Annotated in this window: 8 protein-coding genes; 5 read left to right on the forward strand and 3 right to left on the reverse strand. The window is 37.0% G+C overall.

What is annotated here, in order from left to right; genetic code table 11:
- Positions 1 to 8: 8 nt before the first annotated feature.
- The 3 genes from EZ449_RS03930 to EZ449_RS03940 are packed head-to-tail and all read right to left on the reverse strand — an operon-like array spanning position 9 to position 1988.
- The gene (locus tag EZ449_RS03930) at positions 9 to 338 is read right to left on the reverse strand and encodes an L-rhamnose mutarotase (RefSeq protein WP_131556650.1); all 330 of its coding nucleotides are present in this window, start codon (positions 336 to 338) and stop codon (positions 9 to 11) included.
- Positions 339 to 1193 (reverse strand): fumarylacetoacetate hydrolase family protein, encoded by an 855-nt coding sequence (locus EZ449_RS03935; RefSeq protein ID WP_131556651.1) that lies wholly within the window; start codon positions 1191 to 1193, stop codon positions 339 to 341. It lies immediately after the preceding gene.
- A gap of 30 nt (positions 1194 to 1223) precedes the next feature.
- Positions 1224 to 1988 carry an SDR family NAD(P)-dependent oxidoreductase gene (locus EZ449_RS03940; RefSeq protein WP_131556652.1) on the reverse strand — a complete coding sequence of 255 codons (765 nt, stop codon included), beginning with the start codon at positions 1986 to 1988 and terminating at the stop codon, positions 1224 to 1226.
- 369 nt (positions 1989 to 2357) lie between these two features.
- Between EZ449_RS03940 and EZ449_RS03945 the strand changes: the two genes are divergently transcribed.
- The 5 genes from EZ449_RS03945 to EZ449_RS03965 are packed head-to-tail and all read left to right on the forward strand — an operon-like array spanning position 2358 to position 14593.
- Positions 2358 to 5102, forward strand: coding sequence for an alpha-d-galacturonidase (locus EZ449_RS03945; RefSeq protein WP_131556653.1), 2745 nt, complete (start codon positions 2358 to 2360; stop codon positions 5100 to 5102).
- Positions 5102 to 6655, forward strand: a complete 1554-nt coding sequence (locus EZ449_RS03950; RefSeq protein WP_205942940.1) for an MGH1-like glycoside hydrolase domain-containing protein — start codon at positions 5102 to 5104, stop codon at positions 6653 to 6655. The genes EZ449_RS03945 and EZ449_RS03950 overlap by 1 nt, the downstream gene beginning before the upstream one ends.
- A gap of 16 nt (positions 6656 to 6671) precedes the next feature.
- Complete coding sequence (locus EZ449_RS03955; RefSeq protein WP_225872220.1) at positions 6672 to 8267, forward strand: glycoside hydrolase family 28 protein; 1596 nt, start codon at positions 6672 to 6674, stop codon at positions 8265 to 8267.
- Positions 8268 to 8269: 2 nt separating this feature from the next.
- Positions 8270 to 11080: a glycoside hydrolase family 95 protein gene (locus EZ449_RS03960; RefSeq protein ID WP_131556654.1), complete on the forward strand. Its 2811-nt coding sequence runs from the start codon at positions 8270 to 8272 to the stop codon at positions 11078 to 11080.
- Between the two features lie 18 nt (positions 11081 to 11098).
- The gene (locus tag EZ449_RS03965) at positions 11099 to 14593 is read left to right on the forward strand and encodes a malectin domain-containing carbohydrate-binding protein (RefSeq protein WP_131556655.1); all 3495 of its coding nucleotides are present in this window, start codon (positions 11099 to 11101) and stop codon (positions 14591 to 14593) included.
- Positions 14594 to 14599 lie beyond the last annotated feature (6 nt).

Here is a 14599-nt window from a genome sequence, read left to right on the forward strand (position 1 = left end):
AAAATGGGTTATAGTTTAAAAATTTGATCCATCAGTTGCCACTTTTCTCCCGCTTTGGCACCTGGTAATGCTTGTTGATATTTCCACATTAAGGTTTCCCACTCTTGCACTTTGGCGTTTTCGAAATCTGCTGATGATTTGGCTTCAAAAGAAAAATTAGCACTAACATCCATGATCATCAATAAACGATTTCCAGATAAATAAATCTCCATGTTTAAAATCCCTGATGAAATAATGCTTTCTAAAACTTCTGGCCAAACGGCTTTATGGTGTTGCTTATATTCATCAATAAGCTTCTCGTCATCGATTAAATCGAGGGTTAAACAATACCTTCTCATTTAATTTTCGCTATATGCCTTAACGTTTTGCTTGCTAGATCCTAAGCCATCAATTCCAAGTTCTACTACATCGCCAGCTTTTAAATACCATGGTTCAGGTTTTTGACCTAATCCGACGCCTGCTGGAGTCCCGGTTGTAATAACATCGCCCGGTAGAAGTGTCATGAATTGACTGATGTAAGAAACCATGAAAGGCACATTAAAAATTAGATTGGCTGTATTTCCATCTTGTAGGCTTTTTCCATTTACGGTTAACCAAAGGCGAAGATTATGTACATCGGCAATTTCATCTTGTGTGGCAATAAATGGTCCGATTGGTGCGAAAGTATCACAGCTTTTGCCTTTTACCCATTGGCCGTTTCTTTCTATTTGAAACTCACGTTCACTGTAATCGTTATGCAAAACGTAACCTGCAATATGTTCTAAAGCATTTTCTTCTGAAACATAGTTTGCTTTTTTACCAATTACGATCGCCAATTCTACTTCCCAATCTGTTTTTTTACTATTTTTTGGAATTACTAAATTATCATTCGGACCAACAATTGCCGATGTTGCCTTGAAAAACAAAATTGGTTCTGTAGGAATTGCTGCGTTTGTTTCTGCCGCGTGATCTTTATAATTTAGACCAACACAAATAATTTTAGATGGCCGAGCTAAAGCTGCACCCAAGCGAACATTTTGATCAACTTCGGGCAATTCTATTGATTCAATCGCTTTTTTTAGGTTTTCTAATCCATCACCACCGAAAAATTCCTCGTTGTAATCAGTTACCAATGAGGAAACATCATAGTATTTATCATTTATAATTACACCTGGTTTTTCAAATCCAGGCGTACCAAATCTTATTAATTTCATTTTAAAATTCTTTATCGTAATTTAAATTTATTAGTTATTCAAAGTGGTAAAACCGCCATCAATAGGGTAGTCGCAGCCAGTTATAAAAGATGCTTCATCGCTACATAAATACAAAGCTAGCGCACCAATTTCTTCTGGTTTAGCCATTCTGCCGATGGGTTGGGTTTTTGATAATTTTTCAAACATCTCATCAATGTTATCAGGATAGTTTTTCTGCAAAAATCCATCAACAAAAGGCGTATGTACCCTTGCTGGCGAAATAGAATTACAACGAATATTTTCTCCAATATAATCTTTTGCAACACTCATGGTCATGGCTTTTACGGCGCCTTTTGCAGTGCTGTAGGCAAAGCGATCGGGCAAGCCAATTAGTGCTGCAATAGAAGCCATGTTAACGATTACTCCACCACCAGCTGAGCGAATTTGAGGAATTGCCGCATACAAACAATTGTAAACACCTTTAACATTTACCCGCATAATTCGATCGAAATCTGATTCTTCAGTGGTATCAGCTTTACCAATATGAGCAATTCCAGCATTGTTCACCAAAATATTAATCTGTCCAATTTGATTGAAGATATCCTTAACGGCTTGATGATCAGAAACATCGCAAGCGTAACTAAAGGCAGTTCCTCCAGCAGATTCAATTTCTGATAAAGCTGAAGCAGCTTGTTCTATTCCCAGTTCGATAATGTGCACTTCGGCGCCTTGTTTAGCCAAAATTGTTGCTATAGCTTTCCCAATCCCACTTCCTCCACCTGTAACAACTGCTTTTTTATTGGTTAATGAAAACATGTATATAATTTAAATGATGATAGATTTAAGTAATGAATATATGGATAAAAATTCTTTTAAGTATTCTCGTCAACTATAATCTGGGCGGAAAATGGTTATTTTAAGCATTACCTTAACTTATAATTGATTAGAATATTGATACAAATAAAATAAATATAGTTGATTAAAAATTTTATCTTCTTACCTAAATATTCACAGATATTATCATTAGCCGATTTGATCACCCAAATCCACTTTACATTGCAGGAATTTTACAAACGCAACACTGTATATTACTTATATTTGAATAATATTTTTATATTTAAATATTATTTTAACCAAATATTCTTACAGGCCTATCTTAAAAGCTTGTTGTTAGAACCCAATTGAATGAGAAATTTTCTGATTTATATTTTCCTGTTTTTTTCAACTATAACAATTTCCAAGGCTGCAGATCTGGTACCGAAAACTAAAATTATTTATGTTTCTTCTCAGGGTGGACAACGTGTTGGCTATGGAGTTAAACGTTTAATGGAAAGTTTAATAAAGGCCGGTTACCAAATTAAATTCACTGTTATTGATTATAATGAGAAAGTGCCAAAAGGCACCAAAGGTATTGTAATTGCAACAGTTAATGATAAAATCTTATCATCACAACTGCCCATTTCCATTAAAAAAAATGCATCTAGTGCTGGTAAAGAGGGCTTTTCTATTTCTTACGATGTGGATGGAAACTTATATATAATAGGTGCAGATAATTCTGGAGCCTTATATGGCTGTATAGACTTAACAGATAAAATTGCTGAAAATAAAACGCTTCCAACTCAACTTTCCATCACGGATCACCCAGAAATGGTTTTAAGGGGAACTTGTATCGGCTTGCAAAAACCCGATTATCTGCCTGGGCATGATGTTTACGAATACCCTTACACACCAGAAACCTTTCCATGGCTTTATGATAAGGCTTTGTGGATAAAGTATTTGGACATGATGGTGGAAAATCGCTACAATTCCCTTTATCTATGGAATGGCCACCCATTTTCATCGTTGTTAAGACTTAAAGATTATCCTTACGCGGTTGAGGTAGATGATGCGACACTAAAAAAGAACGAAGAGATATTCCAATTTTTAACACACGAGGCTGATAAACGTGGAATTTGGGTAATTCAGATGTTTTACAATATTATCATTCCTAAACCTTTTGCAGATCAACATGGACTAAAAACGCAAGATCGAAACCGTCCAATTATTCCTTTAATTGCTGATTATACCAAGAAATCTATTGCTGCATTTGTTGAGAAATATCCAAACGTTGGTTTAATGGTTGCCCTTGGCGAAGCGATGGAAGGTGTTGGTCAAGATGATATTGATTGGTTTACCAAAACGATTATTCCGGGTGTGAAAGATGGATTGAAAGCCGCAGGAATTAAAGAAGAGCCGCCAATTGTGCTTAGAGCGCACGATACAGATGCACCAGCGGTGATGAAAGCTGCTTTGCCCTTGTATAAAAATCTTTATACCGAAAATAAATTTAATGGAGAAGCATTAACCACTTATGCTCCCCGTGGAGCTTGGGCAGAGCTAAACAGAAAACTGGCTGCTATTGGTACGGTAAATATTTCTAACGTACACATTTTAGCAAATTTAGAGCCTTTTAGATATGGCTCTGCAGATTTTATTCAGAAATCGGTTCAGGCGATGAATAAAATTTACGGTGCAAAAGGACTTCATTTATACCCTCAAGCAAGTTATTGGGATTGGCCTTATGCTGCAGATGATGTAAAGGGTAGATTGTTAGAGGTAGATCGCGATTGGATTTGGTATAAGGAATGGGCGAGATATTCTTGGAATTCGCAAAGAGATCGATCACAGGAAATTAACTATTGGGGAAAGCAACTTGCAGATAAATATGGATCCAGTTTAACTGATGGTAAGGCAATTTTAAATGCCTATGAAGAATCGGGTGAGATTTCACCGAAACTTTTGCGCAGGTATGGAATTACAGATGGCAATCGCCAAACACTTACTTTAGGGATGTTAATGACGCAGTTAATTAACCCTTTCCGATATGGAGTATTTACCTTGATGTACGAATCGGAAGCCCCTGAGGGAGAAATGATTATAGATTACGCCGAAAAGGAACGGAAAAAGCAAGGCCATGTTGGCGAAACCCCTGTACAAATTGCCAAGGAAGTTGTAGATCATGGCAAAAAAGCACTGGCTTCTATCAATGAGGTAAAGGCAACCAAGGATACGGCGGAGTTTAACCGACTTAAAAATGATATGTATTGCTATGATGAAATGGCAAATTTCTATGCTGAAAAAGTTAAATCGGCACTTTGGATATTGCGTTACAAATACTCTAATAAGGTTTCAGATTTGGAGCAGGCCATCCCTTTTCTGCAGAAAAGTGTAGATCATTATGCCAAATTGGTTAAGTTAACAGAAAGCAGTTATTTGTATGCCAACAGTATGCAAACCAAACAAAGAAAAATTCCGATGCGTGGCGTTGATAAAACGTTCATCCACTGGAAAGAAATGTTGCCTGTGTTTACAAAAGAATTAAACCATTTTAAGCGAAGCATAGATTCCTTGAAATCGATAAAGGGCGATGCAATAGTGAAAATAAAGTCTTATAAACTTGCTGAGGTAACTGTTTTAAATGTGGTTGGAAAATATATTATTGATAAAAATGTAACAGTTTTTGCTGATACAACTAATCAAATTAAAGAAGTTGCAACAGAATTAATAGGTTTAAAAGGAATTAAATTAGCTAAGGATAAACAGTTAAAAGCTGGAACAGAAATTAAGTTCAGCACCCAGTATCCTGTAAAATTGTTAGTTGGTTTCTTCAACCAGAAAGATCCTAAGTACCTTGCGCCACCGCAGTTGGAAAATGATGCCAGCGCAAACAATTACGGTCAGTCTGAAATAAAGATTTCCAATGCAATTGTTGTAGATGGTTTTCCGCCTGCAAACGTTCATGCTTACTCGTTCCCGGCTGGTACGCACACCTTGAATTTAGGAAAGGGTGAGTGTTTAGTTTTAGGTTTTATTAGTGATAAACAGGATTTAAGAATATTTAATGCAGGTTTGGATGGTCGTGGAAAAGATATAGATTGGTTATTTGAATAATGATAAACACAAGAAAAATATTAGCAACAGCAGCTTTGTTAGCGATAGCAACATTTGGCTTTGCGCAACAGAAATCTATTTTAGGCACAGAGAAACTAAAAAAATATGTGGAGTATTTTAATTCGATAGATACTGAAGCTGTAAAAAACTATATACCAAATGCAGAAGCTTTTAATTGGCTGGCAGATCAAGCGCCACTTTTCGAATGCCCTGATTCTGTTTTAGAACAAAATTACTATTATCGCTGGTGGACTTACAGAAAACATCTCGTTAAAACACCAGAGGGATTTATTTTTACAGAATTTATCGAACCCGTTAAACATGCTGGTAAATACAATTCCATCAGCTGTGCTTTAGGGCATCATATTTATGAAGGCAGGTGGCTAAAAGACAATAGCTATTTAAAGGACTATATTAAATTCTGGCTTTACAAGGCCGATGTTGGCCAAACGAAGCAACGTTTCCATCAATTTAGCAGTTGGGTAGATGATGCCGTTTATCAGAATTATCTGGTTAAACCTGATCAAGCTTTTCTAAAAGAAATTCTGCCAGCGTTGGATAAGGATTATGAAAAATGGGAAAAGGAAAGACAATTAAAAAATGGTTTATTCTGGCAGAATGATGTAAAGGACGGCATGGAAGAATCGATTAGCGGCTCCAGAAAGGACCAAAATCAACGACCAACCATTAACAGTTACATGTATGGAAACGCTGTAGCTTTAAGTAAAATTGCCACATTATTTAATGATCAGGATTTAGTCTCCAAATATAATATCAAGGCTTTGGCGATTAAAAAACTGGTTCAGGATAGTTTGTGGAATGCTTCATCGTCTTTTTTTGAAACCAGAAAAGCTAAAGGTGGTTCTGCAAATGTGCGAGAGGCAATCGGTTTTACACCTTGGGACTTCAATCTACCCGATGATAAAGCGATTTACGCAAAAGCTTGGAATCAACTTTTAGACACCGCAGGTTTTAAGGCACCGTGGGGCTTAACCACCGCAGAGCGAAGAGATTCGACTTTTAGAACGCGTGGCACCGGGCACAGTTGTGAATGGGATGGCGCACTTTGGCCGTTCGCGAGTTCGCAAACCTTAAAAGGACTATCGAACCTGCTTACCAATTACAAAAATCATGGTAAAATGAATGCCAAGGTTTTTTATAGTGAATTGCATCAATATGCTGCATCGCATATTAAAAATGGAAAGCCTTACATTGGCGAATATCAAGATGAAAAAACTGGAGAATGGTTAAAAGGCGATAACCCAAGGAGTAGTTTTTATAACCACTCTACCTTTAACGATTTAATTATTAACGATTTGATTGGACTTAAGCCGCGACAAGATAACATCCTAGAAATTTATCCATTAATTCCTAAAAATCAGTGGGATTGGTTTATACTCGATAATGTTTCCTATCATGGAAAAGTATTGACAATACTATGGGATAAGACTGGATTAAAGTACAGCAAGGGTAAAGGTTTTCATCTTTTCGTAGATGGTAAAGAAATTTATCAATCAAATAAAATGAAACCAATAAAAGTTCCAATGGACTAGTGAATAAAATAATTTAATGATGTTTAAAAAATTCAATCAAGCTTTAAAATTTTCAATTCTACTTGGTTTGTTCTTAGGAAGTGCTCTCTTGTCGAATGCTCAATCTTTTTATAATGTTTTAAAGTATGGAGCCAAAAACGACAGCAGCAAATTGGCCACAACAGCCATAAAAAATGCTATTGAAGCTGCATCAAAAGCAGGAGGTGGAACAGTTTATTTTCCTGCTGGAAAGTATTTAACTGGTGCTATTCATTTCAAAAGCAATATTACCATATTTATTGATGCTGGTGCAGAACTACATTTTAGTGATAATTTTGATGATTATTTGCCCATGGTTAAAAGCCGTTACGAGGGTGTTGATGTAACTAGTTTTTCGCCACTATTTTACGCTTACAAGGTCGAAAATATCGCGATTATTGGTAGAGGAATTATTGATGGCCACGGAAAAAAATGGTGGGATTTTGTAGAGGGTTACAAAGAGGGACAAGCCAGATCGAAGTGGCAAATCCTATTCGATGGATTGAATAAAGACATTACACTTCCTGATGATCCAAAGCAAATGCAGAGGGGATTTCTTCGTCCGCCGTTTATACAGCCCATGTTTTGCAAAAATGTTCTAATTGATGGCATTACCATTCGCAATTCTCCCTTTTGGACTGTTAATCCCGAATTTTGCGAGAACGTAAAAATCCACGCCATTACTATTAATAATCCGCATTCGCCCAATACAGACGGCATAAATCCTGAATCCTGTAAAAATGTTCATATTTCTGATAGCCATATCAGTGTTGGCGATGATTGTATTACGATCAAATCTGGCAAGGATGCGCCCGGTAGAAAAATGGCAATTCCAGCAGAAAACTATGTGATCACGAATTGTACAATGTTATCTGGTCATGGCGGCGTGGTCATCGGCAGTGAAATGTCTGGCGATGTTCGTAAAATTACCATATCAAACTGTGTTTTCGATGGAACTAATAGAGGCATTAGAATTAAAACCGCACGAGGCAGGGGTGGAGTGGTAGAAGAAATTAGGGTGAGTAATATCATCATGAAAAACATTAAGGATCAAGCTATTGTGCTCGATATGCAATATGCAAAAACAAATGTTGAGCCTGTCTCCGAACGAACGCCCAAGTTTAGAAATATCCATTTTAGTAATATTACAGGCCAAGTTAATCAAGCTGCTTACTTAAACGGATTGGAAGAAATGCCCATAGAAAATATCACCTTTAATGATATTAATTTAGAAGCCAAAACAGGCTTTTCCATTAGCAATGCTAAGAGAATTGAGTTTCATAACGTTGAGGTAAATACAGAGTTAGGGCCATCATTAAAGGCTACAAAAGTTAGTCAACTCATTGTAGATGGCTTAAAAAGTTATTCTCCTCATGCCAATTCGGCAATAGTAGATTTGAATAATGTTTCTGATGTATTTTTATACAATGCATATCCAGTTAAGGAAACGGCAACCTATTTAAGATTGAGTGGTGCAGATACAAAGAATATCTCTTTAGGGAACAACAATTTCCGAAATGTAAAGGAGGCAGTAAAGCGGGAAAAGGAGGTGGCGGAGAGCCCCGTTATTATTTCTGGCGATAAAGGACAATAAACATGGTATTGAGATTTCCATTTATAATAATCATTTGCATAGCTTGTTCTTTCTGTGTTTTAGCTCAAGAAAGTAATCAAACACTATGGTACAAAAAACCTGCAGAAAAGTGGACGGATGCGCTTCCAATTGGAAATGGAAGATTAGGTGCGATGGTTTTTGGGGGTGTAGAAAATGATCGAATCCAGTTTAATGAAGAAACACTTTGGACGGGTAAACCAAGAAATTATAATAAAAATGGCGCTTACAAATATTTGCCAGAAATAAGAAAATTACTCTTTGAGGGCAAGCAAAAGGAAGCAGAAGCATTGGCTCAAAAGGAGTTTATGGGCTTGGAAAGTGAAACGGGCCATCGTGCGAGTTGGGTTAAGGAAATGCAAGCCGGAAAAGGTATTCAAGGTAACCCAGCCTTAGCAGATTTTGATGATAAGCTTTGGAAAACATTGAATGTTCCATCTTACGACGGATGGGAAACCGTTGGTTTACCTAATTTAGATGGTGCAGTTTGGTTTAGAACAACTTTTGATGTGCCCAAAAGCTGGACTGGAAAATATTTGGTTCTTGATCTCAATAAAGTATTCGACCAAGATTTTACTTACGTTAATGGAGAATTGGTTGGAAATACTGATGGTGCAGAACCTAGAAAATATACCATTTCTGCAAAACTGATTAAACCCGGAAAGAATGTAATTGCCATTCAAGTGCTTAATTATTACGATCGTGGCGGAATTGGTGGCTATAAGGATGTAAAGAAAAAAATTGGCATTTATCCGGTAGGTTCGAATGTAGATCAGGGAATTTCATTGGTTAAACCTTGGAAATATAAAATTCAAAATAGCACTCCGCCTGCCGTTGCGCAATATCAAGCAAGTTATCAGCCTTTTGGCGATTTAAATTTGCAGTTCCTCAATCATGCCGGCACAAGTAATTACCGAAGATCGCTAGATTTAAGCACAGCTACAGTAAAAACCACTTATTCGCTCAAGGGTATCAATTTTACCAGAACCTATTTTGCGAGCCAACCAAATCAGGCAGTTGTTATTCATTTAACGGCGAGTAAAACGGGTTCGATAACTTTTAATGCGGCACTTTCGAGTCTGCATCAAAGTTCTATCCTTAAAACCTTAGGAAACAGTACAATCTCGTTAGTTGTGCAAGTAAAAAATGGCGTTTTAAGAGGGGAAAGTAGGTTAGCCGCCATTGTTAAAAATGGATCTATAAAAATTATAAACAATAAGATAAGCATTAGCAAAGCCGATGAAGTGACTTTGTTTTTAACTGCAGGTACTAATTTTATCAATGCTGACGATGTTTCTGGAAATCCTGCATTGGCAAATACTAAGGCGTTGAGTAGTTTAAAAGGAAAAAGTTATGCTGAAATCAGAAAAAATCATCTTCAAGAATACCAATCTTACTACAATAAATTTAAGGTAGATTTTGGACATTCGGTAAATGAAAACCTCCCAACAGATGAAAGATTAAATAAATTTGATTTTTCGAATGATGCTGCTTTTGCTGCCTTATACATGCAATATGGCAGGTATTTGTTAATCTCAAGCTCGCGACTTGGCACTCAGCCCGCAAATTTACAAGGGATTTGGAATGATTTATTAACCCCGCCTTGGGGAAGTAAATACACCACAAATATTAATTTAGAAATGAATTATTGGCCAACTGAAATCCTGAATCTTTCTGCATTAAACGAGCCTTTATTTAGCAAGATTAAAGGTTTGGCAAAAAGTGGAACCGAAACCGCTAAACAATATTATAATGCAAATGGTTGGGTTTTACATCACAACACCGATTTATGGAACGGAACTGCCCCAATCAATGCATCAAACCATGGCATTTGGGTTACGGGTGGAGCTTGGTTAAGTCAACATTTGTGGGAACATTACCAATTTAGCAAAGACCAAAGTTTTCTTAAAAACGAAGCTTATCCATTAATGAAACAAGCCGCATTATTTTTTGAAGATTTTTTGGTTAAGGATCCTATAACGGGTTGGTTAATTAGTACGCCATCAAATTCTCCAGAAAATGGTGGTTTGGTAGCCGGACCAACCATGGATCACCAAATGATTAGATCGCTTTTTAGGAATTGTATTGAAGCGGCAGCAATTTTAAATGTTGATGAAAGCTTTAGGAAATCGCTCGAGGAGAAAGAGAAAAACGTTGCGCCAAATCAAATAGGGAAGCATGGTCAGTTACAAGAATGGTTAGAAGATAAAGATGATACGACCAACAAACATCGTCATGTTTCGCATTTATGGGGTGTTTTTCCAGGAAATGATATTACTTGGGATCAAGATTCGAAAATGATGAATGCCGCTAAGCAATCGTTACTTTATCGTGGTGATGATGCTACAGGCTGGAGTTTGGCTTGGAAAATTAATTTCTGGGCAAGGTTTAAAGATGGTGATCATGCCATGAAACTGATCAAATTATTGTTGAAACCAGCTGGCACCGGAGCAGGATCTTATGTGAATTTGTTTGATGCTCATCCACCATTCCAAATTGATGGAAATTTTGGCGGGGCTGCAGGTATTGCAGAAATGATCGTTCAAAGTCATCAAGGTTATATCGATATTCTTCCAGCTTTACCATCTACAATTCCTGACGGAAAAATTAGCGGACTTAGAGCTCGAGGAGGTTTTGAATTGGATTTGAGCTGGAATAAAGGTGTGTTAACCTCGCTAAATGTAAAATCAAATGTTGGGGGGATTTGTAAGATTCACTATAAAAATTTAGTGATTTCAATCCAAACAAAGGCTGGCGAAAGCTATAAATTGAATGGAGATTTGAAATTGCAATGATGACCAGGGCTAAACATTATGAAAGATAAAAAAAAACTATTAATCATTTTTTTTCTGTTTTTAATATCCAATACTTACGCTCAAATCCGTAAAGATATTTCATTAAATGCAAATTGGGTAACCATCGCCGATGAGAAAAACAATAAAGCTTTTGATGGTTTTCAGGCCGGAAAATATAATTTAACTTCTTGGAAAAAGGTAACTGTTCCCCACAATTGGGATCAATATGAGGGTTATCAAAGAAAACTTCATGGCAATAAACATGGCTACGCATGGTATAGGCACACATTTAAAAGTAACGAACTTAAAACTGGAAAACGGTTTTTTCTATATTTTGAGGGTGTGGGTTCATACGCCACCGTTTGGTTAAATGGAAAACAAGTTGGTTATCACGCAGGCGGAAGAACAACTTTTACCTTAGATGTAACCAATGTTATCAAACTAAAAAATCAAATAAATATATTAGCAGTTCGGGCAGATCATCCCGCAAATATTCAGGATTTACCTTGGGTAGATGGTGGCTGTTCTACGGAGCGAGGTTTCTCGGAGGGTTCTCAGCCCATGGGGATTTTTCGTCCGGTTCATTTAATTGTAACCAACGAAACAAGAATACAGCCTTTTGGGGTTCACGTTTGGAATGACAATAAGATTTCAGAGAAATCAGCTGTTTTAAACATTGAAACCACGGTTAAAAACTACAGTTCGAAGCCTAAAACAATCACGATTTTAAGTCAATTGCTTCAAGCAGATGGAAAAATAATTAAGCAATTAAATCGAATAATGAATATTCCTGTTGGTAAGGAAATCAATGTTTCACAAAAAACCGATGAAGTACTAAATCCGAAATTGTGGTCGTTAGAAAGCCCTTATCTCTATACTTTAAAATCTTCTATAATTGAGAATGGCAAAGTAGTCGATGAAGTAAAAACACCTTATGGAATTCGTTGGGTAAGTTGGCCAATCGGCGAGCAGGCAAACCAAAAAGTGTTTCTATTGAATGGAAAGCCTGTTTTTATCAATGGTATCGCAGAATATGAACATTTAATTGGGCAAAGTCATGCCTTTACAAACGAGCAAGTTTCTTCAAGGGTAAGGCAAATTAAGTCTGCAGGTTTCAATGCTTTTCGCGATGCGCACCAACCTCATAATTTATTGTATTCTGATTATTGGGATAAAGAAGGGATCTTATGCTGGACCCAAATGGCCGCACATATTTGGTACGATACCCCAGAATTTAGAAACAACTTCAAAACGTTATTAACCGATTGGGTTAAAGAGAGACGCAATAGCCCTGCGGTGGTTTTATGGGGTTTGGAAAATGAAAGTACCTTGCCAGAGGATTTTGCGAAAGAATGTACAGAGCTGATTAGAAAACTAGATCCTACTGCATCATCACAAAGGAAAGTAACCACTTGTAACGGTGGCAAGGGAACAGATTGGGACGTACCTCAAAATTGGACCGGAACTTATGGCGGCAATCCACTAACCTACGGAGAGGATTTGCAAAGGCAGGTTTTGGTAGGAGAGTATGGAGCGTGGCGGACTATCGATTTGCATAATGTTGATGCAAACGGTAAGGGTTTTACCGAAAACAAAATGACCTATTTAATGGAAACAAAAGTTCGGTTAGCAGAGACGGTAAAGGATAAAACTGCTGGTCATTTTTTCTGGTTGTATAGTTCGCATGATAATCCAGGTCGTGTTCAAGGTGGCGAGGGTTTGAGAGATTTAGATAGGATTGGGCCTGTAAATTATAAAGGCATGTTTACCCCTTGGGAAGAACCAACGGATGTTTTTTATATGTTTAGGGCAAATTATGCGCCAAAAACTGCCGAGCCAATGGTTTATATTGTTTCGCATACTTGGCCAAATCGTTGGAATAAACCGGGCATAAAAGATAGTATCGTAGTTTATTCCAATTGTGATGAAGTAGAGCTGTTTAACGATATTGATGGACAATCTTTAGGTAAACAAAAACGTGGCGCAATTGGAACGCATTTCCAATGGGATAAGCCAAATATTAAATACAACTTGCTTTATGCCGTTGCTTATGTAAATGGAAAAGTGGTTGCGAAAGATCAGATTATTTTAAATTCGCTTCCTCAATCGCCTAATTTTAAAAAGTTATATGGTTCTGATCTCAATGTTTCTAAGCCTCAACCCAACTACAATTACATTTACCGCTTAAACTGTGGCGGACCAGCATATACTGATCATTTTGGGGAAATCTGGAATGCCGATCAACAATTAGATTCCAATAAAAATCATTATGGATCAAGCTCGTGGACGGATGCTTTTCCAGGTGTCCCAGCTTTTTTTGCTAGTCAACGGCGAACTTTTAGTCCAATAAGTGGAACTGAAGATTGGAAGTTATTTCAAACATTTAGATATGGTAGAGATCAATTGAAATTTAATTTCCCAATTTCTAAGGATGGTGAATACTTAGTTGAAATGTACTTTATTGAGCCTTGGATAGGAATTGGTGGAGGGATGAATGCTGAAAAAATGCGTTTGTTTGATGTTGCGATTAATCATCTTACTGTAATTAAGGATTTAGATATTTGGAAAGAAGCTGGTACAAATAAGGTTTTGAAAAAAACGATAAAAGTTTATGCTAAAGCTGGACAACTCGTTGTTTCTTTTCCGCAGATTAAAGTAGGTCAGGCCGTGATTTCGGCAATTGCAGTAGCAAGTTTAGATCAGGATTTAAAGGTTGGTGATCAAAATAATTCAATCATTAGCCTTTTTGGTGGAAAACAATCATGGGCGAAAAGTTGGTTAGATATTGGCGATAAACAATTTGCCAATGAAACGCAGGAATTTACTAATCTTCCTCCAAATTTATATGGTGCCGAATGGATTCAGTCGCCTAAAAATGGCACAGATGTCGAATTGAAATTCAATGTAAATGTAGAGGCCGATGTTTTTATTGCCTTAAACCAAGGAGTCGAAAAACCTAATGACTTTGAAGATACCATGACGCAAATAGAAAATAGCGCAGGGGAGAAGTACAATGTTTTTAGGAAACGTTTTAAAAAGAACGATCAAGTGATTTTAAGAGCAGGAATTGCTTTGGTTGCGGTAATTCCACCGAGTAATTTAGAGCCAGCCTACGATTTGAAAACCGTAACTAGCTACAAAGCTACCGATGCGATTTTAAAAGGCGATCATATTGTAAAAGAAGATCTATTGGGTAAACAACGAGTAATTTTTAAAGAAAATAGTGGCGATGTTTTAGAGTGGAATATTGGGGTTGGCGTTGCTGATGCCTATTCACTTACCATTAAATACCATAATCCTTTTGAGCAAACACTCAAAGGTAAAATTGAGTTTTTATCGGCAGATGGAACCTTAATGAAAACTGAGCAAGCAGAGTTTGCGCCAACCAAAACAGGCAAATGGAATTACCTAAATACCAATACGGGCAGCATGATAAATGCTGGAAGTTACAGGGTTAGGTTAGTGGCCACGGAAGCTAAAGGTTTGGCTATCGATGCGTTGGATGTTCAATAAGATAAG

Source organism: Pedobacter frigidisoli, from assembly GCF_004331675.1.
Lineage (GTDB): Bacteria > Bacteroidota > Bacteroidia > Sphingobacteriales > Sphingobacteriaceae > Pedobacter > Pedobacter frigidisoli.